Consider the following 23,263-nt stretch of genomic DNA (forward strand, 5'->3'; position numbering starts at 1 on the left):
TTATGAAAAAGATATTCATTATTTTACCTATATCACTTCTTATCATTTCATGTGGAAACAATAATTCGAAGTCTATTGATAAAATTATAGAAGAAGGTAATCTACAGGCATTGCGTACTAAGAGAACCGAAGTAATGGCTGAACAGCAAACTATTGCTAACCAATTAAAACAATTGGATGAAGCAATAGCCTCTTTGGGCTCAGTAAAGAAAGTTCCTTTGGTAACTACTATTACTGCAAAAGACACAATATTCAATCACTATTTGGAATTGCAGGGTAATGTAGAAACCAAGAAGAATATTGTACTCTACCCAGAAATGGGAGGGATTCTTACTCGCGTTTATGTCAAAAAAGGACAAAAAGTATCCAAAGGTCAATTATTAGCTAGAATTGATGATGGTGGATTGAGCCAGCAATTATCACAAATTCAAGTACAAGCGCAATTGGCAAAAACTACTTTTGATCGCCAAAAAAGACTTTGGGATCAAAAAATTGGCTCAGAAATTCAATTTCTAGAAGCCAAAACAAATTTTGAGGCGCAACAAAATGCTGTGAATCAAGTCAAACGCCAATTAGCAAAAACAACCATCAACGCACCTTTCTCAGGAGTAATTGATGATATTATTACAGAACAAGGAACTGTTGTGTCCCCAGGACAATCATCTATCATACGTATCATTAATCTAGATGATATGTATATTGAAACGGAAGTCCCAGAACGCTACATCCCTAATGTTACTGTTGGTAAGAATGTAGAAGTATTTTTTCCTGTACTAGGAAAAACAATCAGTACCAAAATTAGACAAGTAGGAAATTACATTAACCCAAACAACCGTTCTTTTATGGTTGAAGTAGGTATCCCATCTGAAGGAGGAACTGTAAAACCAAACCTAACTGCCAAAGTAAAAATTAATGATTACACCAATGAGAAAGCAATACTAATACCACAAAGTATTATTTCTGAAAATGCAGAAGGAGATCAGTACACGTATGTTACCTCTAGCAAAAATGATCAGAATATTGCAGAAGCCAAAAGAGTGATCATAAAAACAGGAAAAACACAAGGAGACCTTATCGAGGTTATCAAAGGGATTTCTAGTGGTGATGCAATTATTAGTGAAGGAGCTAGAAGTGTAAAAGATGGTCAGGAAGTTAAAATTTTAAACTAGTACACCTATGGAAGTCAACAACAAAAAGGTAGATAAAGAATTTAAGCTATCGTCCTGGGCTATAGATAACCCAACCACGATCTATGTAATGATCGGTATATTCTTGGTGCTAGGACTCTCTGCATATTTTTCTATGCCAAGAGAAAATTTTCCAGAGATCAACGAAACCAAAATTTATATCAGTATCCCCTATCCTGGGAATACAGCAGAAGATATTGAGCGTCTTATTATTGATCCTCTTGAGGATAAACTAAAAAATATAAGTAATGTAGTAGAAGTTCTTTCTACTTCTCAAGAAGATTATGGGATTTTGACAATTGAGTTTGATGAAGAAATCTCGGTTCCTGCGGCCAAACAAAAGGTAAAAGACGAAGTAGATTCTGAAAAAGCAAATGAAGATTGGCCTACTTTTAATGGAGCCAAAGTAGAACCTAATGTTTTTGATTTAAGTATTTCTGAAGAGACACCGATCATGAATATCAATTTAGCAGGTGATTATCCTGTTGAAAAACTGAAGGAGTTTGCCGAATATCTAGAAGATGAGATCGAAGATCTCCCCGAGATTAAAAAAGCAGAAATCAGAGGGGCTCAAGAAAAAGAAGTAGAAGTAGCTGTAGACATTTATAAGATGATGGCAGCCAAAGTGAGCTTTGACGATGTGATTAACACTATTCGTAATGGTAATATGACGATGTCTGCTGGAAATATGATTGCTAGCGGGCAACGACGTACCATAAGAATATTGGGAGAAATTGACACCCCCTCTCAACTAAATGATTTTGTAGTAAAAAATATAGATGGGGTAGTATACCTAAGAGATATTGCTAAGATTAGTTTTAAAGACGAAGATAAAACCACCTATGCCAGAGAGTTTGGTCATAGTGTAGTTATGATAGACGTGATGAAACGTTCTGGAAAAAATATGATTGAGGCAGTAGAAAAGATAAAATTAATTCTTGAAGATGCTCAAAAGGATATTTTTCCACAAGATTTAGATATCACTGTAGCCAATGATCAGTCAGAAAAGACTAACAACCAAGTAAATGATCTGGTAAACAATATTATTTTTGGTATCATTCTAGTTGTTGGTGTTTTAATGTTCTTTTTAGGGTTTAGAAATGCACTATTTGTAGGGTTTGCCATCCCAATGTCAATGTTTATGTCTTTTATGATCCTATCAGCTCTAGGATACACCATGAATACGATGATCCTCTTTGCCTTGATTATGGGGTTAGGAATGCTTGTAGATAATGGTATTGTAGTAGTTGAAAACGTATACCGATTAATGGAGGAAGAAGGTATGTCTAGAATTGAAGCTGCAAAAAAAGGAATCGGTGAAATTGCATATCCTATCATTATTTCTACCGCTACAACCGTAGCTGCATTTATTCCTTTGGGTATGTGGCCTGGAGTTATGGGGCAATTTATGATCTATTTCCCAATCACATTATCCGTAGTATTAGGATCCTCATTATTTGTTGCCATTTTCATCAACTCTATGCTAGTTTCTAGGTTTATGGAAGTTGGTGAAAAAACTCTGACGGTAAAACAACTAATACGATTAAGTATTATCCTAGGTGGTCTAGGTCTTTTCGTATTAATTTTTGGAGGAACAGTAAGTGGTTTAGGAAGCCTTATGATTTTTACTGCAATCATGTTTTGGGGATATAAATACGGCCTCAAAAAAGCTGCAATTTTCTTTCAAACAAGAATTCTAGCCTGGTTAGAGAATCAATATCAGCGTTTCTTGACTTCAGCGCTAAAAGGCTGGAAAGCATATGGATTTGTTATAGGAACCTTTATTCTACTATTTGTTGTATTTGCAATGTTTGGAGGCTCTATAGGAAGCCAACGTACAAAGGTTGAGTTTTTTCCTGACAACAAACCTAATCAGATTGTTGTATACATTGAATATCCTCAAGGAACCGATATCCAAAAAACCAATACGATAACCAAAGAAATCGAACAACGTGTATACGCTGTTGTCAACGATACTGAATATATAGAGGGAGCAAATCATAATTTCCTTGTAGAGTCTGCAGTTTCTCAAGTAGGTGCAGGTGCAGGAAACCCCCAAACTGATGGGGGAAGTAATGCCGAAATGCCTCACAAAGGTAAAATTACAGCCACCATGCGAGAATATAAGTATCGCAAAGGAAAAGACTCTGAGGTATTACGTCAAAAAGTACAGGAAGCACTGAAAGGAATCTACCCAGGTGTTGCTATTTCTGTAGAAAAAGATCCTGTAGGACCACCTGTAGGATACCCTATTAATATTGAAATAGAAGGACCAGACTATGACGAGTTGATCAATATTGCAGAGAAAATGCGCAACTTTATTAATGAGAAGAATATTCCTGGTATCGAAGAATTAAAAATCGATGTTAATAAAGGAAAACCAGCTATGCAAGTAGTGGTTGATCGTGAAAAAGCTGGTGGATTAGGAGTAGCCGCTGGTCAAGTAGGAAACCAACTTCGTAGATCTATATTTGGAGAAAAAGCAGGAGTCTACAAAAAAGACGGAGAAGATTATGATATCTATGTTCGTTTTAATAAAGACAACAGGTATAATACAAGTGCACTATTTGATCAAAATATTACATTTAGAAACATTAGAGGTCAACTAAAAGAGATCCCAGTATCTACTGTTGCCTCAAAGAAAAACACCTCATCTTTTAGTGCTATTAAGCACAAGGACACAAAAAGAGTGGTTACTGTTTATTCTGGCTTACAACCAGGATATACAGATGCTGGAGCTATCGTGTCACAGATACAAACAGAAATGGGTAGTTTTATAAAACTACCTAGAGGAGTTAAGATTGATTACACAGGTCAGATAGAAGAACAAGGTAAACAGATGGCCTTTTTAATGGGAGCTTTTTTCTCTGGATTAGGTCTTATTATGTTGATTCTGATTTTCCAATTCAGTTCTGTTTCAAAACCAACTATCATTATGATTGCTATTTTCTTGAGTTTTATTGGTGTTTTTGGAGGAATATTAGTGACTGGAGCATCTTTTGTTATTATGATGACGATGATGGGTATTATTTCTTTAGCGGGAATTGTTGTAAATAATGGGGTTGTCTTACTGGATTACACACAACTTCTTATAGATCGTAAAAAAGTAGAACTCAATATCCCAGAGAAAAGTCTACTACCTAATGATGAAGTAATGAAAATCATTATCAAAGGTGGAAAGGCTCGTTTGAGACCTGTATTACTAACTGCTATTACCACAGTATTAGGCTTAATACCTCTAGCTATAGGTTTCAACATTGATTTCTTTTCATTATTCTCTAATTTTGATCCAAAGATATACTTAGGAGGAGATAATGTAATTTTCTGGGGACCACTAGCATGGGCAGTAATTTATGGGTTGATTATCGCAACATTCCTTACATTGATTATCGTGCCTTGCCTATTCTTTATTGTAAACCGCATAAAGGTTAGATTTAGCAAAAAGAACGTTGCAGAAATACCTGCTACGACTACTGCCACTGTGCAGTAAATAACAGGCAATATTTGATAAAAACACAAAGGCTGAATTCTAAGAATTCAGCCTTTGTATATATGATATACACTCTTCTTTTTTATATTATTTCACTTTAACAATTCCTTTTCTATACAAATCTAAAGCCATCTTTAGCAATAAAGAAATCTCATCAATAGGAATATCTTTATTTGGATTAATTCTGAAAATTTTCATTCGGGAGCGGTTTCCTGCCTCCAGTTTTGGGTGATCAAGATGTTTTCCTTCTACCATTAGGATATAAGGTTCATTCGTTTTTTTATCTGTCCATAAATAACAACACATCTTTTGTTTATAACAAAAGCAAGGCATTCCATATTTTCGGGTTTCAGTAATATTGTCATCTTGTGCAAGTATAATATCTCGCAAAGCAAGTAAACAACTTTTATTAGGTTCTTCTTTGTTTAAATAATAAGTATCTAGTTGTTCTTGTTTCATCGATTTAAATGTTTTACAACCATAAAAGTCTACTTCTGTGTCTAATGGGCTTTACTCTTTTCCTCTAAAAACATCCCGTACTCTCTAGTTCTCATAGTAGTAATTCGATATGGAGCAATAGTTGTAGAATCTTCTTGATTATAATTATCCAACAGCTCATCTATCAACATTTTTTTTGTCGCACCAGAATCTACCTCTGTAAAATAATAGGCATACTCCTTATTTTTGTCTATTCCTAATAGCAACAAATTACTTTGCTCATTTTTTGAATAATAATTAACAAATTCGGTGGTTTGCTCGACCAGCTCAAAGGTTCCTGTTTTTGAAATTTTCTTATCAATACATCCATCTTCTATCAGTTTAAAGTTAATTTCAGAAGGAAATGATACAGGGTTTGTTGCAGGAATGCTGAATGTAATATTTGTGAAATAACAATCGGGAGCTCCGCAATCAAAATCATGCAAATCAAAATTGAGAGTAAACTCATACATTCCATCACGCTCATCGACAACTCCTTTTATATAAAACTCTTGAAGCATACTCAATTTCAAGGCTTCGTTTGGTTTAGAATTAAGCAGTACTGTTTTTAATAAATCCTGCTTCTCCTCCCATATACTTTTAGTCGTTATTTCCTTTTCTTGGTTTGTTATTATCAAATTTGGCTGCTGCTCAATCACTGTATCCTCTACATCACGTTCCTTTCTTACCTTACATGAAACTATGAATATTGTTATTATAAGAATTAAACTGGTTCGCATATGCAGCATGTATATTAAGATTTACGTATTAGTGGCTCTCCTTTAATAGACTGACATGAAATAATAGTAGCTGGACTATACCCCCCAAAAACCAATGGCTTAATTTTACATTGTAATTGCATGGTATAGTTTTTTTGTTTCATTTCGAATGGATTTTCTGGATATATAGTATCATCATTTTTTCTATCAACATATATGTACGCTATGTCTATAAAACCATCTTTGATCCACACTTTCTTTTTCCCCATTAAAGATTCAAAAGCATGTCTATAAAAATCTTGTTGCCCTAGTTCAATCATCACATACTTAACTTCTGACTCAAAGACAATAGATTTTGAATATGACATACGATATCTCAAAAAAATGATTCCCCATATCATCATGAGAACAAACACTATAATCACTAATATATTCATAATAATTATCTTCTTTTCTTCTATACAAAGAAAGGTGTTATATACCACACATGACTCCCTTTATACCGCGAAACAAAATATTTTTTTACAATTTAATCACAGTATAATAAACAACTACCCCTATACATAGAATAACAAATGAGATTTTAAACAGATACCCAATTGCTGTATTTTTCTTAAGCTCTTCTTGGTTATAAAATGAATTAAATTCTCTTTTTCCTAAATACCAAAAATACCTAAAGATTGCCCCAAACCATTCTGAAGAATTTAACTCACTATCTGCTACAGTTTGCCATGGCAGGTTTTCTTTTCTTATTTTTTTTGATTGTGGTTTTGCCCTCATTTACGATCTCTTTATAGTATATGGTTCTTTTGCCTGATCTGTTACTATGAGTTTGATGATTTTTTTTATTTGTATGCTTATATCAATTTATTTATCCCACATTAATCACTATTTCAAAATTAAACCAGTATTCCATTTAAAATTATAAAACGGCATATGCATTTCTTACCATCCTCTTAACCACCAATCTATGGAATGGTTTCACGATTCTCATATAAATTTTGCCTTTGCGGGAGTTAAACTCTACCAAGGTAGTTACCTTGACATTATACTGTTGTAGATGATCATTTTTTACCACCGCTCTAAAATTAAGATGAGATTCATCTGCACCCAATATTATTTCATCATCTGTGAGATAAAAAATTTTAAAAAACCCAATATATCCTCCTACTTTGAAATCCTCTTTATAATCATCGGGTTTACTCTCGTTTATCCCAAAAAGTTTGACTACCTTATTTCTAATACCAAATAACCAAGCTACCCATTTTGGGGTTGTCATAAAAATTAAATTGGTTATTTCTTCTATGGTATTACAATGATTAATAGTAGAAAAAGTGTCTGCAAAATCAATCTTAGGAAACAATTGGTTTGATTTTTCTGTCTGATAGAGTTTTTCTTCTATAACTTTCTTTATTGCCATTGTATTATGAATATGAGTGGTGAATTATTTTTTAAAACTTATAATAGTGCTACCAAAACTAATGATCTCTACTATATAAATAAAAGAATATTTAAGCAGTATACTTCATATTTTGTATCATTGATTTTGTTCTATTTTTAGAATTAAATTCACATTATACTCCTCTATCTCGCTTAGATTAATTTCATTTCTTTTTTCTACGGTTTTATACCATTGTTGCTTCAAGAAATATCTATTCATTGTTCCACCCTCTCTAAAAACGTATCCACTTCTGGCATATATTTCATTACGAATAATTTTTAGATCAGACTTAGTATACTGTTCCAGATCATCAACAGACAATTTTACAAAGCTTGCTTCAGGATATTGCCCTTTAGGAATAATTATGGATGTATTTGGGTTAAATTGGACATAACGACATATCTTGCCTTCCTCCTCCTCAACATAAGATGATCCCAATCCTTTTACTCCTTGATTCAACGTTAAATAAGAGGTTTCTGTACATTTATACAATTCATAGAAAGCTTTATCAATACTTACCACTCCATTAGAATATTCAATAGATTGCCTCACAGACTTTGCTACCCAAGTATCATTCTCCCAATCACTATATTCTATACGGGCAAAAAGTCTATCATTACTATATATTATTTCTAAATCAGATTCTCCTTCTGATTCTCCAAAATGATAACTCCCCACATAATCAGAAATATTGGTTACCTCCACTTTTTTTATGGTCAATGGGTCAATATCATAGTTCTGTACAGCTACATAGGCTCTATTTATAGTATCACTTATTTGACAAAAACACATCCCACTATAGAGATAAAATACTATTAACCTTATTTTCATTGTATATAATATTCTTATTCAAATGATTTACCTTTTTATACAGGTTGCCTCGAATTTAATAATTTCTATTGTATAGATTCTAAAAAAGTATAATATAACATTATAAAAATTTATAGATGCCCCCTACTATCCTCAAAATTAAAGTGCATTCAACTTGATGATTTTACTTCTAGGAATCAAAACGAACAGATTCCATCCATATAGTATAGTTTATACATATAATCAATAAGCACTATATTTGTTTATGAATTATACTTTACACCAACTTCAAATTTTTTTAAAAATTGTTGAAAAGGAAAGCATCACCAAGGCTTCTGAAGAATTACATCTAACTCAACCAGCTGTTTCCATTCAGCTCAGAAATTTTCAAGATCAATTCCCAATACCACTTACCGAAGTAATCGGCAGAAAATTATACATTACTGATTTTGGAAAAGAAATTGCAACAGCCGCTCAAAAAATCATACAAGAAGTCGACCAAATAAGTTACAAAACTATGGCGTATCAAGGTCAATTATCCGGTGTTCTAAAAATTTCTGTAGTATCAACAGGCAAATATATCATCCCCTATTTTTTGTCTGACTTTATGAAACAACATAAAGAAGTAAACTTGGTTCTTGATGTGACCAACAAACAAATAGTTATTAATAGCCTAGAGAAAAATTCTGTTGATTTTTCCTTGGTTTCTGTATTACCTAAACATTTACATATTCATAAAACAAATCTAATGGAAAACCAATTATATTTGGTTGGAAATACATCTGAGATATTTGAAAAAAAAATGTATGACACATCCATCCTCTCAGAATTACCTTTGATTTATAGAGAGTCTGGATCAGGAACGAGACATACAATGGAAAAATACCTGGAGCAAAACAATATTACAGTAAGAAAAAAAATGGAACTTACATCCAATGAAGCCGTAAAGCAAGCTGTGATTGCAGGTTTAGGATATTCTATTATGCCTTTGATTGGCATTCGAAATGACCTTGAAGCTAAGCGATTACAAATTATCCCAGTAAAAGGGTTTCCTCTAAAATCTATATGGAATTTAATCTGGTTAAAAAACAAACAATTTTCTCCAGTAGCTAAAGCATTTTTACAGTATGTTGAAGATAAAAAAGATGAAATTATAAAAGAAAAGTTTCGGTTAATACATTCATAGAAACAAAGAACCGTATATTTTTTTATCGTTTTAACCTTAAAACCGTGTATCTACAAATACAGTTTATTTTTGAAGAATTTTGGGGGTTTGATCATCATTGTTACATGAAAAATTAAAACCCCCAAAATGAAAAACAGTTACGAAGGATTACTATTCAACCAATCAAAAAGTATAGCTCCATTACGTACATAAAAAAAGGGGGAAGTTAATTTATTATTGTAATTTCTAAAGAGCCACTTATTTTAACTTCTTTTCCAGCTATCATAGCCTCTTTAAAAATAGGTGCGAAATTTTCTTTTTCTTTTAATAACTGAGCAATACGACCATCATCATAACTAGTATCACTACTACAATCTCCTTCGTGCACAGAAAGTCTATGTAACTTGTGAAAATTTATTTTTTCTCTGATAAGGGCATTTACCACATCTGAAGCTTCAGAAGGAGTAAAAATACTATCTACCAATTTTACTTTATGTATTGCTTCTGTTATTGTCATATAATTATAATTTACAATCTATAAGGTTTGTACATTCAATTTAATATCGTTCACTATTTAATGTTCCTATATTATTAGCCACACAACATCTTCAATGAAATAAAAATAACAACTCATTATTATGAAATAGTGCTATTATTAGCTTTATAATATCACAGAATTATTATTAAAAAAATACTTATTCTTTGTTTGAATTCCTGTCATTTTTATTTCACCTTTTAATTCGATTTTTTTATATTATTTTGAATATTCCTACAGCAAATATCATTCATATCAATGATATATTTTTATTTATATTTATTATATAATACATAAATATTTTTTATGTATTATATAATACCATTTATGCTTGCCTTAAGAGCCAATCTTCAATTTAAAAAGCATAGAAGGGTCATTTTTTACATCAACTTATTATTTTTAAAAACAAAAAAACGTCACAGAAATGTGACGTTTTTTTGTAGAAAGAGATCTTTCATCCAAAATCAGTATAATTGACCGATTTATTAAATTTCCTCTTTTACTATATTATATTCAATTCATATAATTTTAAAAAGAAAAATCAAGTCCTGCTTGCAGGATTGTACCTGTAAAACCAAACTGATTTACCTCCCAAGGATATCTAAACCTTCCTCCAAGATCTGTTCCAAAATCACCAAAGGTTTCAATCTCATCAGGATAAACATTTAATAAATTATTAGCTGTTGCTTTTGCTGTAAGCCATTCTGCAAACTTATATGAAACAGACAGATCAGTAAGAACCTTACCTGCAAAAGTTTGATCAAAACCTGGATTATTAGGATGTTGCCATGTTACTTCACCAAAATAAGTATTGTTTAGGTTAAAGTTGAACTTACTAATTTCATAACTAAACCCTAAAACTCCTTTCAGGTTTGGTCTTGCAGTTGTAATTCTAGATTTCTCTTCTCTATTAAAAATATTTGTATATCCTGCATCTAATATTTTCTGAGGAACTGTGATAGTTCCATCAATATCAGTTTCATTCCAATTCATTGCAGCATTGATACCCAAACTACCTTTTCCTAATTGAATTCCTCTATAATTAGCTACCAAATCTACACCTTGTGTTTTGGTATCTACAGCATTTACAAAAAATGTAATATTCTGTATAGAATTATCTATTAACACCTGTTCTACCGCATTCACAGTCGTATTATCACCATCAAACCCTAGTGGATTTGTTAACAATACTCTATCATCAACTTTGATATTATAATAATCTACCGCTACAGAGAAATTTGGCGTAAATTTATACGTAATCCCACCTGCAATATTAAAAGATTCTTCTGCGTCTAATTGTGTTACACCTAAACCATTAACTCTATCAAGAATAACAGGGTCAACATTGTTAAAAGTACCTTGTTGCCCGATACTACCATCTTCTAATTGTAATGTTTGTATATTACTTAAATAAATTTGATGTAACGACGGTGCTCTAAAAGCAGTATTCACAGAAGCTCTTATTGCTCCTTTATCATCTCCCAGCAAGTAACGAGCAGCTACTTTCCAAGATACATTACCTCCAAAATCACTATATTCTTCATAACGCCCTGCTCCACTAATCAAAAATGCTTCACTCACATCCCAATCTAACCCTGCATAGGCTCCTATATTTGATCTAGTTTCATTTAAAGCATTTTCTGGTGTTAACCCAGGAAATGATTGTGCACCTCCTTCAAAATAAGAAGCAGATTCTCCTGCTAGAGTAATAAATCGTTCTTGTCGTATTTCTGATCCTAATGTCAAACTAACATCACCAAAAGTTTTCGAAATATCTAAATTCCCAATATGATTACTAAATTTATATCCTCCTACTCTAAAACTAGTAGGACTATTTGCACCTAAATCAGGGTTTAAAGAATTATTCACTTCATAATCTACTGCATTTCTCCCAAAAGTATAACTTAAATCAAACTTCCATTCATTAAACATTTCCCAACTGTTTCCCGCTGTAAAAGTGTTATCACGTATATCCGTCTCAAAAGTTGGTTGAAATCCTTGATATTCTGTACCTGACGCATGTAATAAATTAAAAGGATCAGAAACCCAATATGGCGCTCTGTATAATGCAAAACTTTTTCCTTCTCTTTTTTGAAGACTTCCAAACAAATAAAACTTAGCAGAATCATCTGCATATGGGAATCCTGCATTAAAAGCTACTCCCAATCGATCATACTCTGGTTGACCAAGAGTCATCCCCAAATCTGGATTTTCTTGAATCCAAGGATGAGAACCATCCAATAAACTATTAGCCAAAGCTAATTGTTGATCAAATTCTAGTTGTGTCTGTTTTCCGTCGATCACATCTTGCGGATCTGGCTGAAAAACATTACCAAAAAGTAGATCTTTTCCTGGCTCTGGTGCTCTATTGGTATAATCCTGGTGATAAAAATCTGCTGTTAAATTAATATACCCACCAAAATCTGGATTAATTGTTGTGTTTACACTTCCATTATAAGTAAATCCATCTCCATCTGTAGTTACTCCAGAACCAATATTTATTGTTGTTTTATCAGGGTTCTCCTTAAGAATAATATTAATTACCCCTGCAATTGCATCAGACCCGTATTGCGCAGATGCACCATCTCGTAACACCTCTACTCTTTCTATAGCAGCAGCAGGTATACTCTTCATATCTACTCCAACTTCTCCTCGTCCTGGGGTTTCATTAACATATACCAATGCACTTTGGTTTTTACGTTTACCATTTACCAAAACCAATGTTCTACTAGGCCCTAAATTTCTAAGTTCTGACGGATCAAAATGGGCAGTTGCATCAGATACTGTTTGTTGGGTAGAGTTATACGAAGGAACTCTAAAAGCAATCATTTTATCTAATTCTGGCTGTGCGCTTATTGCCAATTCTTTTGATGTAATATTATCTATTGCTACTGGTGATTCTAGTACTGTTCTTGGTTTTGCACGGTTACCTACTAATACAATTTCATCAAGAACTGCTCCTTCTTCTATATATACTGTAAGCTCTGCATTTGTAGTAACCTCTAACTCTTTGGTATTAAAACCTACTACAGAAAAAACAAGGGTAGAAGGAATTGATTTTATTTGAATCGAAAAATTACCATCAAAATCAGAAGTTGCTCCATTGGATGTTCCTTTTTCTAAAATATTAACAAGTGGAATGGGTTCACTAGTTGATTTATTAACCACTTTTCCCGTAATGGTTTCCTGAGCAAATATCGCTGCTGGAATAAAAATTAGTAATAGCAAAATCTTCATTTTGCAAAAAAGAGTTCGTTTTTTCATAATAACTTGTTTAAATGTTTTGTTAAATCTATTAAAAGAAATTGAATTAATACTGTTAAACCTAACAATTGTTCGTAACAAAAGTAGCAAACCACTAAGAATATACTTATGAAAACAACAAAAACATCATAAAAACATCACAAAAAACAATGCCTTATAATCAGGAATTGTTTTCTATAAAAACTATCATACATCTACTATGAAGTAATGCTTAAAACTTCTTATTTTTGCACCCTTAATACGTAACTATATGTACAGAAGTCATTCGTGTGGTGAACTACGCTCCACAGATATCAAAAAAGAAGTTACCCTATCAGGATGGGTACAAAAAACGAGAGATAAAGGATTTATGATATGGGTTGATCTTAGAGATCGTTATGGTATCACTCAATTGATATTTGATGAAGAACGCACTTCGGCAACTGTAGTAGAAAAAGCAAAAACCCTAGGTAGAGAATTTGTAATTCAGGTAAAGGGAACGGTAATAGAGCGTGAATCTAAAAACAAAAAGATACCTACTGGAGAGATCGAAATCCTAGTCGATGAGCTAACGATACTTAATGAAGCAATTGTACCACCTTTTACCATAGAGGATACAACAGATGGTGGGGAGGATATCAGAATGAAATATAGATATCTTGATATTAGACGTACTCCTGTAAAAAATAATTTGATGTTTCGTCATCAAGTAGGAATGTTGGTAAGAAATTACTTATCTGCAAAAGAGTTTATTGAGGTTGAAACTCCATACCTTATTAAATCCACTCCAGAAGGAGCTAGAGATTTTGTTGTACCTTCTAGAATGAATGAAGGGCAGTTTTATGCATTACCACAGTCTCCACAAACCTTTAAGCAATTGCTCATGGTGGGCGGTATGGATAAATATTTCCAGATTGTAAAATGTTTTAGAGATGAAGATTTAAGAGCAGACAGGCAACCAGAGTTTACGCAGATAGATTGCGAAATGGCGTTTGTAGAGCAAGAAGATATCTTGGCTATATTTGAGGGACTTACTCGTCATCTTATCTCTGAAATAAAAGGAATTACTATTGAAGATTTCCCTAGAATGACCTATCAAGAAGCTATGCAAACCTATGGTAATGACAAGCCTGATATTCGATTTGGGATGAAATTTGGTGAACTCAATGAGATTGCTCAACATAAAGAATTTGGTGTTTTTAATAGCGCCGAATTGGTTGTAGGTATTGCCGTTCCTGGAGGTGCTTCTTATACCAGAAAAGAGATTGACAAACTTATTGATTGGGTAAAACGCCCACAGGTTGGCGCTCTTGGTATGGTATATGTAAAATGTAATGAGGATGGTACTTACAAGTCTTCTGTAGACAAATTCTATGATCAAGATGATTTAGCTAAATGGGCTGAAAAAACTGGTGCCAAAGCAGGAGATTTGATTTGTGTACTCTCTGGACAATCACATAAAGTACGAGCACAATTAAGTGCTTTACGTATGGAGCTTGCAGAACGATTAGGGCTAAGAAATCCTGAGGAATTTGCTCCTCTATGGGTTGTAGATTTCCCTTTATTAGAATGGGATGAAGACACTGAACGTTACCATGCAATGCACCACCCTTTTACTTCTCCTAAGCCTGAAGATATTGAGCTTCTAGATAGCAAACCTGGAGATGTGCGCGCTAATGCTTATGATCTGGTATTAAATGGAAACGAAATCGGCGGTGGCTCTATTCGTATTCATGACAAAGAAACACAAGCTCTCATGTTTGATCATCTAGGCTTCTCCCCAGAGGAGGCAAAAGAACAATTTGGCTTTTTGATGGATGCCTTTCAATATGGGGCTCCACCTCATGGAGGTCTTGCTTTTGGTTTTGATAGATTGGTTTCTATTCTTGGCGGACAAGAAACAATTCGAGATTTTATTGCTTTTCCTAAAAACAACAGTGGTAGAGATGTTATGATAGACGCACCATCAAATATTGATAAAGAGCAACTCAAAGAACTAAACATTCAACTTGATTTATAAGATAAGATCCCTCTTATAGCGGGATTTTTACTATTTTTAAGTATCTAAGTTCAGCACCTATGTCTCTTCAAAAGAAAAGGACACTTCTGTATAGGATTCTCAAGTGGAGATATCGTCATATCTCTAACAAGACATTTATTCTTATGCTCAGTATTCTTGTTGGGTTCACCGCTGGACTTGTTTCTTTATTATTAAAAAACATCACTCATTTTATTCAAGTCATTCTAGAGAGTGATATCATCTCATGGCAAACTTCTTTTTATTTTATCATCCCAATAATCGGTTTGCTTATTGTCTACATTCTTACCAAACACATATTTAAGAAAGATATAAAATCAGCCATTCCTTTGATTTTATACTCTCTTTCAAAAAAAAATGGAATTATAAAGCCTATTCATGGGTATCTCCCCCTTATTCTAGCACCCATTACCGTTGGGTTTGGAGGGTCAGTTGGTCTTTTAGGGCCTGCAATCAGCTCTGGATCAGCATTAAGCTCTAGTTTTAGTACATTATTTCATGTTAACAGAAAAACTAGAGTATTATTGATCGGGTGTGCTTCTGCAGGTGCAATATCTGCGGTATTCAAGTCCCCTTTAGCTGGTCTCGTATTTGCGGTTGAGGTGTTTAGCCTTGATCTTACGCTAACCTCTTTATTGCCTTTGCTTTTTGCTTCTGTGTCTTCTATAATTACTTCGTATTTCTTTTTGGGAGATGAAGTATTATTCAGGTTTGATGTTTTAGAAAAATTTGACATTTACGATACTCCTTTTTATATCATACTAGGTATAGGCACTGCATTTGCATCTATATATTTTACCAAAATGTATTTTGGCATCCTACATTTCTTTGATCGGTTTTCTAAAAAAATTCATAGATTATTAATTGGGGGTACTGCTATTGGGATTATGCTATACTTCATCCCCCCTCTCTACGGAGAAGGTCTTGGTTTTATAAACAATCTATTACACGGTAATCACCTTACTGCCATTGGAAAAACTCCGTTTGACACAGTCAGTAGTAATATTTGGGTTGTTATTGCATTATTAACAGGGATTACTATCTTTAAAGCTGTTGCCATGACCGCTACATTTGCCGCAGGAGGATCAGGAGGTATATTTATTCCAACAATGGTAATGGGTAGTGCATTGGGCAACGTAGTCTCTAAGGTCATCAATAACCTTGGGCTAGGGTTTGAAGTTTCTGAGGCCAATTTTACATTACTTGGTATGGCTGGATTAATTGCAGGTGTATTACACGCCCCACTTACCTCTATCTTTCTTATTGCAGAAATCACTTCTAGTTATGAGTTATTTGTTCCTTTAATGATCACCACTTCTATATCATTTATAATCTCTAAAAACAGAATAGAGCACAATATATATACCAGAGAACTGGCTGAACAAGGGCATTTATTAACTCATGACAAAGACCAGACAGTATTAACCCTCATGAGCCTTGAAGAGTGTATAGAAACTAATTTTATCCCCGTAAAATCTTGTTACACACTAAAACAATTATTAAGTGAAGCTGTTTCAAAATCAAACCGAAACCTATTCCCTGTTACAGATGAGTCTGACCACCTTATTGGTATCGTATCTCTAGATAGTATCAGAGATATTATGTTTGACATTACTTTATATCATAAACTAAAAGTAGATAACTTAATGACAAAAGCTCCTGTTTCTATTATATATGAAAAGGATAATGCAAAAACAGTTATGAAAAAATTTCAAGATACTGGCGCATGGAATCTTCCTGTTCTCAAAAATGGTAAATACCATGGTTTTATTTCAAAATCAAAACTACTCACTTCGTATCGCAGAAAGTTAATTACCTTTACACGATAAAACATTATCCTTAAAAAAAAGAGATAATTACTCATCGATCACTCGGCACCACAAACACCTAATATCGCTTTAAAATGAAATATATTATCAGAATCCTTTTTATTCTAGTAATTATCCTGATCTGTATTGGATATTATTTTAAAAACTCAGGAGATCATCCAACAGGAGATAAATTAGTTGGCATTGGCATATTAACTACTTCTTTTATTTTGATGCCCATTTTTATCTATCATAGATGGAAAAACAAAAAAGTAAAAGACTACATGCTTACTGAGGAGAACCTAAAAAAAATGAAAGATTACGAGAAGAATCAGGGGAGAAAAGAGCTATAAGTTTAGAAAATATTCACATTTGGATATTGATTTATTAAGAATTAAAAACTACCTTTAGTATTCACATATATATTATTTTAATTACAATGGAAGGAACAGTAAAATTTTTTAATGAATCAAAAGGTTACGGATTTATTACTAACGACGAAACAGGAAGAGACATTTTTGTTCACGCTTCTGCAATTGATGGAGAAGTTCTTAATGAGGGTGACAAAGTAGAATATCAGGAAGAAGAAGGCAGAAAAGGAGTTATAGCTGCTAATGTAAGCATAACTGGTTAAAAGGAGATATTTCCCTAGTTTCGAAAGCACTACTCTTGTAGTGTTTTTTTATTTTACCCCAATCAAAAAATCCCTCCAAACAATCTACTTATTTTAATCTTTTTATCTTTATCAAGCTTTATTACAATTTTTATAAAAGCCATTGCTGTAATAAACGCATCTCCAGACGCAGTATGCCTGTCACTTTTTGATATCTTTAGGTCATTACACAGTTCATCTAGCGTATAATGTATATTCTGCTTATCATAAAGATACACTCTATGTTTTGTTTTTTTAAACAAAATACCCGTATCTACTATTTTATTTTTTAACACCCCCAGCCCATGTCTTTGCAATGCTTTATTTATCATTTTTCTATCAAACTCTGCATGATGAGCAACAAGAATTGCATTGCCAATATAATTTATAAAGAATTCTAGCGCCTCTCTTTCTGTAATCTTATCAAAATCTGTGTTTTTTCTAATGCCATGAATCTTTACAGTATCTTTATTAAAAACTTCTTGACGCAAGTACATCTCTAATTGATCTGAGACAATAATACAGTCATTTCTTATAGCAATGGCTCCAATCGATAAGATACGATCTTCTTCATAATCAAATCCTGTTGTTTCTGTATCGAATGCAACAAATCTAATAGCTGCCAGTGGTAGTTTTTTGCTTTTTTTACCAAAAAGATGTAGATATTCTTTCCAGAAATCAGGATAATTCTTCTTATTCTTTTTTTCCCAAAACCGCATTTACATCAAATTTTTAAGCTGAAACCTAACTCGTAATACCTCTTGTACATCTCTAATAGGCTTAAAACATCTTTTGAGTTTTAATTTATCATTTTTACTCAACGTATTTAATTGTATAAATCTGCCAGAATCATGATGAAGTAGCCCTTGTTTGGTTCTAAACTTCATCAACACTCTAAATGCTTTGGCACAGCTCTCAAAAAGTTTTCCGTTTTGTGGTTCTATTTCGGCAAGTTTTATATAACGGTGTAGTGTACTATTTACTCCTTTTATATTGTGATAAAGTGCTAAGATTCTAGCTGCATCAATCAATACCATCATTGCTCTTGTCTTAATATCAAAAGTATCTTTATGTTCCCCATTTTGCTCTATCAAAAACTGCTTAAAAAACCCTAAAGGAGATGGCTTTTTTAAAGCACTAACCCCTAACAATTCTAAAAACCTATTACTCTTATTCACACCTTCGAACACGATCTCAGACAATCGATCTGTCATAGTAATATCTCCATACACATGCTGAAAATCAAAAAATATAGATGACAATAAGGTTCCTTCTTCTGTTGGCACAGTCATCCACTCTTTAAACTGCAATTCCCATTTTGATAATGACAAACACCATCTTGGATTACTAGCCATCATTTCTGCAGGGCAATATTCAAACCCAACAGTATGCAGCCCTTTTGTAATATAATTTGCTAATTCCAAAAAATAACCTTGAACTTCTTTATACTCTACCTCTTCTACATCTTCAAAAACAATTGCATTATCTTGATCTGTCAAGAGCAACTGCTCTCTTCTTCCTTGACTTCCCAATACCATAAAACAAAATCGAACAGGAGGAGGAGATTCCATTTGTTTTAAAGACAGTTCTATTACCCTAACAACAATAGCATCATTAATTTCAGAAATCATATTTACTATATGAATCGTCGGGATATTTTGTTCCAAATACGATTTCAATAATTTTTCTACTTGTTTTCTAATATACCTAAGCTTCTGTGGTTTTTTGATACGCTTTACCTCTTTTATTAATACCGAAGGGTTATTTCCTAACGAAACCAACAGATCATGATCAGAAACAATACCTATCAATTTTGAATTTGGCGTACCATCTTTTGTAATACACAGATGACTAATATCATGCTTAATCAATGCTATCTGCGCCTCTGCTACTGTTATTTTTTTTGAATATGTAATTACAGGAGATTCCATTATTTGATGTACTTGAGATGTCACAGGAAATAACCCAGTAATTACCTTCGCCCTTAAATCTCTATCTGTAATGATACCAACTGGATATTTATCTTCATTTACCGCAACAATACAGTTTACTTTTTTATCGGTCATCTTTTGAGCGATATCTCGTATAGATTTCTCTGCCACACAGGTAACAGGTTTTTTACGATACGAGACACTACGCAGAGCAGAAAGATCTGTGGCTGCTTCTACAGAGATCGTGTTATCTATCTGTTGACCCTTTGCTGTTTCTGTGTAATCATTTCTGGCATGCGCCGCAAACGTACCTAACAAAAATTTATTCACCTCCTTATTTTCATCAATAAAAGGCTCAAAAACCTCAGCAGGAATCGCATAAACAATAGATTCTTCATCTGCTTTGGCTGTCATCCTATAATTTTTTCTGATAATCATGATACGTAAACCAAATAGATCTCCTACATCACATATATCTATCAGCTTCTCATCTACATCGGCATCCCTATACAACCCAATTGCTCCTTCTCTTACAATATAGAATTCCTCATGACATGCTTCGTCCTGCTGAAAAACATATCCTCCCTTTTCTACATACAGAATTCTAATCTGATTAGAAATCTGTAATAGTTCTTCTTTTTTGATACTATCAAAAGGGGGGAATTGTTTTAAGAAATCCTGTACACGCTCTGCAATTGTATTCTTCATATCACAAGAGATTTTCTATTCTAATTAAGGTTACGTTTTTCAGCAAAAAAACGAGTAAGCAATGCTCCACACTCTTCTTTAAGCACTCCTCCTATCATTTTCGTTTTTGGATGCAGTTTTGTACCCATCGCGATACAACCTCTTTGTTCATCTACCGCTCCATAAACCACTTTTTTGATTTGACTCCAATACAATGCTCCAGCACACATCTGGCATGGCTCTAGAGTTACATATAATGTACAATCTTTAAGGTATTTACCTCCTAAAAAATTTGCAGCTGCTGTAATAGCCTGCATTTCTGCATGCGCAGTAACATCGTTTAACAGCTCTGTAAGATTATGAGCTCTTGCTATAATTCTATCCTCTACCACAATCACTGCACCCACAGGCACTTCATTTTTTTCGAATGCCAACTCAGCTTCCTGCAAGGCTTTTTTCATAAAATAAGAATCATCCAATGGCTCTAACATATTTCCTAATTAAGGTTGTACACAAACTTAAACAAATTGACAAGAAACTTGATTCCTAATAAAAACTAAAAATTTAGTTTTATCTATAAATTTCAAAAAACATCGATTTCTAAGCCTAGTAATGAGGCCTTAAACACAATGACTCTACTAGAAAAATAATTCTTACACAAAAACAGTCATTGATTTTACAAAAATGAAGAAAACATTCGCATTTATCACATTTCAAAACCTTCAAAACAAAGTTCTATTGTATAAAGCGGGTTTAATATCGTAGTTTTGTATATGAGAATTACATTTTGAATGTCAAGCGAATTATTACAACATATTAATTATCCCTCTGATCTCAGAAAGCTTTCTCCCGATCAACTACCAAAACTAGCTCAGGAGTTACGGGATTTTGTAATCAACATTGTAGCTACCAAAGAAGGACATTTGGGTGCTAGTTTGGGTGTCATAGAACTCACAATAGCACTTCATTATGTATTCAACACTCCCAATGATCTTCTTGTATGGGATGTAGGGCATCAAGCCTATCCTCATAAAATACTTACTGGAAGAAAAGACATTTTTCATACCAATCGCCAATTAAATGGTATCAGTGGTTTTCCTAAACGTAGTGAAAGTGACTATGACACTTTTGGGGTAGGGCATTCTTCTACTTCTATTTCAGCAATTTTAGGTATGGCAATTGCCTCTCGATTAAAGGGTAAAAAAACAACACAACACATTGCTATAATTGGTGATGCTTCTATAGCAAGTGGTATGGCTTTTGAAGGCCTTAATCACGCAGGAGTAACAGATACAAACATTCTTGTTGTTCTTAATGACAATGCGATAGGTATCGACCCTAGTGTTGGCGCCCTAAAAGAATACCTTACTAAGGCAAAAGTTGGATTCAAGCCTAAGGCATATAATATTATTGAAGCATTACAGTTTAACTATTTTGGCCCTATCGATGGTCATGATCTACCTATGTTACTCAAAACTTTTGAGGAACTAAAATCTATTGATGGCCCCAAACTTTTGCATATCATTACTACCAAAGGAAAAGGACTTAAGCAAGCAGAAGAAAATCAGGTTACTTATCATGCTCCTGGTAAATTTGATGCTTCTACTGGAGATTTAATTTCTAAAGATAATACAGGGCTACCCCCAAAGTTTCAGGATGTTTTTGGGCATACCATCCTAGAACTAGCCAGAAAAAACCCTAAAATTGTAGGTATTACTCCAGCAATGCCTACAGGAAGTTCTCTAAAATATATGATGGAGGAAATGCCTGACAGGGCTTTTGATGTAGGTATTGCCGAGCAGCATGCGGTTACATTGGCTGCTGGAATGGCTAGTCAGGGGCTAATACCTTTCTGCACTATTTATTCTACTTTTTTACAACGTGCTTATGATCAAGTAATTCATGATGTTGCTCTACAAAATCTAGCCGTCATTTTTTGTATTGATCGCGCTGGTTTAGTAGGAGAAGATGGTGCTACACATCATGGCGTTTTTGACATTGCCTACCTCAATTGTATTCCCAATATGATTATTGCTGCTCCAAAAGATGAAATCGAATTAAGACATCTATTACATACTGCTTCTCTAGGGTTAAACAATCCTATAGCTATCAGATACCCTAGAGGACGAGGACATATCACCAACTGGAAAACCCCAATGCAAAAACTAGAAATAGGCAAAGCATATCAAATTTCTAATGGCCTAAAGATTGCTATCATTTCTACAGGGACTATTGCACATAACGTTACACAAGCTATAGTAGCTATAAAAGAAAAAATAAGTCATTATCACTTTTGTTTTATAAAGCCAGTAGACACCAAACTATTAAAAAAAATACTCAATAAATACACCACTATTATCACTGTTGAGGACGGTATTACAAAAGGTGGTTTTGGAAGTTCGATTATGGATTACGCCAATCAATCTGATAGTAACTCCAATATTATCACTTTAGGTATCCCTGATCAATTTATTCATCACGGCACTGTTTCTGAGTTACATGATATTTGTGGTATTTCTGCCAAAAAAATAGAAAAAACGATCCAATCACTTCTATAATCCCGCATACCTTCTTACCATAATCAACTGATAAACAAAATTTCAGTCATTTTAAAATCATACACAAAGAGATCTGGTTTAAGTAGATGATCACCTATATACAACTGTGGTATAGTATCTATTGACATACAACTGTGTACTTATACAATTTACGGATAAATTTTTCGTATATTTAAAGAATGGGTAAGCATATATTATTAGAAGTAAAAGAATCCTCAAGTCATTTACGGAATTTAATCAGAAAAGAGACTAATCCTAAAAATGTATTACGACTACAATCTTTGTTACATATTAGAGAATCAAGCTTTTCTACACAATCAGCCTTGGCAGAACATTTAGGATATCACGTTCGTAGTATGGAACTTTGGCTCAAGTTATATAAAGAAGGAGGTTTATTCGCCATGCTTTTGAATTCAAAAGAAAAACAGCAGCGCAAGCGAATCATTACTCCAGCTGTACACGATGGATTATCAAAACGACTTAATAATCCAGAGCAAGGTTTCCATAGTTACGTACAAGCGG

20 protein-coding genes are annotated in these 23,263 nt (G+C 33.5%); 9 read left to right on the forward strand and 11 right to left on the reverse strand.

The window, feature by feature from the left end:
* Positions 1 to 2: 2 nt before the first annotated feature.
* Together CVD18_RS03380 and CVD18_RS03385 are read left to right on the forward strand one after the other, a co-directional pair.
* Entirely contained in the window at positions 3 to 1,169 is a 1,167-nt protein-coding gene (locus CVD18_RS03380) for an efflux RND transporter periplasmic adaptor subunit (RefSeq protein WP_103864035.1), read from the forward strand.
* Positions 1,170 to 1,176: 7 nt separating this feature from the next.
* Positions 1,177 to 4,677 carry an efflux RND transporter permease subunit gene (locus CVD18_RS03385; protein ID WP_103864036.1) on the forward strand — a complete coding sequence of 1,167 codons (3,501 nt, stop codon included), beginning with the start codon at positions 1,177 to 1,179 and terminating at the stop codon, positions 4,675 to 4,677.
* Between the two features lie 87 nt (positions 4,678 to 4,764).
* On the opposite strand, the gene CVD18_RS03390 is transcribed toward CVD18_RS03385, so the two are convergent.
* The 6 genes from CVD18_RS03390 to CVD18_RS03415 form a co-directional block, all read right to left on the reverse strand.
* Positions 4,765 to 5,136 (reverse strand): DUF1801 domain-containing protein, encoded by a 372-nt coding sequence (locus tag CVD18_RS03390; protein ID WP_103864037.1) that lies wholly within the window; start codon positions 5,134 to 5,136, stop codon positions 4,765 to 4,767.
* A 41-nt stretch (positions 5,137 to 5,177) separates the two neighbouring features.
* Positions 5,178 to 5,894, reverse strand: a complete 717-nt coding sequence (locus CVD18_RS03395; RefSeq protein ID WP_158250380.1) for a hypothetical protein — start codon at positions 5,892 to 5,894, stop codon at positions 5,178 to 5,180.
* A gap of 14 nt (positions 5,895 to 5,908) precedes the next feature.
* On the reverse strand, positions 5,909 to 6,310 hold the full coding sequence (locus CVD18_RS03400) for a hypothetical protein (RefSeq protein ID WP_103864039.1): 402 nt from the start codon (positions 6,308 to 6,310) through the stop codon (positions 5,909 to 5,911).
* Between the two features lie 85 nt (positions 6,311 to 6,395).
* Positions 6,396 to 6,653: a hypothetical protein gene (locus CVD18_RS03405; RefSeq protein WP_103864040.1), complete on the reverse strand. Its 258-nt coding sequence runs from the start codon at positions 6,651 to 6,653 to the stop codon at positions 6,396 to 6,398.
* 142 nt (positions 6,654 to 6,795) lie between these two features.
* Positions 6,796 to 7,293: a DUF2867 domain-containing protein gene (locus CVD18_RS03410; protein ID WP_103864041.1), complete on the reverse strand. Its 498-nt coding sequence runs from the start codon at positions 7,291 to 7,293 to the stop codon at positions 6,796 to 6,798.
* A 117-nt stretch (positions 7,294 to 7,410) separates the two neighbouring features.
* Entirely contained in the window at positions 7,411 to 8,145 is a 735-nt protein-coding gene (locus tag CVD18_RS03415) for a YARHG domain-containing protein (RefSeq protein ID WP_103864042.1), read from the reverse strand.
* 244 nt (positions 8,146 to 8,389) lie between these two features.
* Between CVD18_RS03415 and CVD18_RS03420 the strand changes: the two genes are divergently transcribed.
* Entirely contained in the window at positions 8,390 to 9,310 is a 921-nt protein-coding gene (locus CVD18_RS03420; protein WP_103864043.1) for a LysR family transcriptional regulator, read from the forward strand.
* A gap of 205 nt (positions 9,311 to 9,515) precedes the next feature.
* On the opposite strand, the gene CVD18_RS03425 is transcribed toward CVD18_RS03420, so the two are convergent.
* Both CVD18_RS03425 and CVD18_RS23320 read right to left on the reverse strand, forming a co-directional pair.
* Positions 9,516 to 9,806, reverse strand: coding sequence for a hypothetical protein (locus tag CVD18_RS03425; protein WP_103864044.1), 291 nt, complete (start codon positions 9,804 to 9,806; stop codon positions 9,516 to 9,518).
* A gap of 546 nt (positions 9,807 to 10,352) precedes the next feature.
* The gene (locus tag CVD18_RS23320; protein ID WP_304529238.1) at positions 10,353 to 13,088 is read right to left on the reverse strand and encodes a TonB-dependent receptor; all 2,736 of its coding nucleotides are present in this window, start codon (positions 13,086 to 13,088) and stop codon (positions 10,353 to 10,355) included.
* 250 nt (positions 13,089 to 13,338) lie between these two features.
* On the opposite strand from CVD18_RS23320, the gene aspS reads away from it, so the two are divergent.
* The 4 genes from aspS (at position 13,339) to CVD18_RS03450 (ending at position 17,547) form a co-directional block, all read left to right on the forward strand.
* Entirely contained in the window at positions 13,339 to 15,087 is a 1,749-nt protein-coding gene (gene aspS / locus CVD18_RS03435; RefSeq protein ID WP_103864046.1) for an aspartate--tRNA ligase, read from the forward strand.
* A 59-nt stretch (positions 15,088 to 15,146) separates the two neighbouring features.
* Entirely contained in the window at positions 15,147 to 16,934 is a 1,788-nt protein-coding gene (locus CVD18_RS03440) for a chloride channel protein (protein ID WP_103864047.1), read from the forward strand.
* A gap of 74 nt (positions 16,935 to 17,008) precedes the next feature.
* Positions 17,009 to 17,266 carry a hypothetical protein gene (locus tag CVD18_RS03445; RefSeq protein ID WP_103864048.1) on the forward strand — a complete coding sequence of 86 codons (258 nt, stop codon included), beginning with the start codon at positions 17,009 to 17,011 and terminating at the stop codon, positions 17,264 to 17,266.
* An 86-nt stretch (positions 17,267 to 17,352) separates the two neighbouring features.
* Complete coding sequence (locus tag CVD18_RS03450; protein ID WP_103864049.1) at positions 17,353 to 17,547, forward strand: cold-shock protein; 195 nt, start codon at positions 17,353 to 17,355, stop codon at positions 17,545 to 17,547.
* Between the two features lie 62 nt (positions 17,548 to 17,609).
* Here the strand turns inward: CVD18_RS03450 and CVD18_RS03455 are convergent, their stop codons facing one another.
* From CVD18_RS03455 to CVD18_RS03465, 3 genes are read right to left on the reverse strand one after another with little or no spacing between them, the layout of a single operon-like run.
* Positions 17,610 to 18,284, reverse strand: a complete 675-nt coding sequence (locus tag CVD18_RS03455; protein WP_103864050.1) for a 3'-5' exonuclease — start codon at positions 18,282 to 18,284, stop codon at positions 17,610 to 17,612.
* A complete protein-coding gene (locus CVD18_RS03460; protein WP_103864051.1) occupies positions 18,285 to 20,204 on the reverse strand; it encodes a DUF294 nucleotidyltransferase-like domain-containing protein in 1,920 nt (639 codons plus the stop codon). It lies immediately after the preceding gene.
* A gap of 20 nt (positions 20,205 to 20,224) precedes the next feature.
* The gene (locus tag CVD18_RS03465; protein WP_103864052.1) at positions 20,225 to 20,674 is read right to left on the reverse strand and encodes a nucleoside deaminase; all 450 of its coding nucleotides are present in this window, start codon (positions 20,672 to 20,674) and stop codon (positions 20,225 to 20,227) included.
* A 300-nt stretch (positions 20,675 to 20,974) separates the two neighbouring features.
* Here CVD18_RS03465 and CVD18_RS03470 point away from each other — a divergent pair, with 300 nt between their 5' ends.
* Together CVD18_RS03470 and CVD18_RS03475 are read left to right on the forward strand one after the other, a co-directional pair.
* Positions 20,975 to 22,741 carry a 1-deoxy-D-xylulose-5-phosphate synthase gene (locus tag CVD18_RS03470; protein ID WP_103864053.1) on the forward strand — a complete coding sequence of 589 codons (1,767 nt, stop codon included), beginning with the start codon at positions 20,975 to 20,977 and terminating at the stop codon, positions 22,739 to 22,741.
* Between the two features lie 179 nt (positions 22,742 to 22,920).
* The coding region (locus CVD18_RS03475) for a transposase (protein WP_103864054.1) at positions 22,921 to 23,263 on the forward strand (343 nt) is incomplete at its 3' end.

Origin of the sequence: Aquimarina sp. I32.4 (genome assembly GCF_002924285.1) — a bacterium.
Classification (GTDB): domain Bacteria; phylum Bacteroidota; class Bacteroidia; order Flavobacteriales; family Flavobacteriaceae; genus Aquimarina.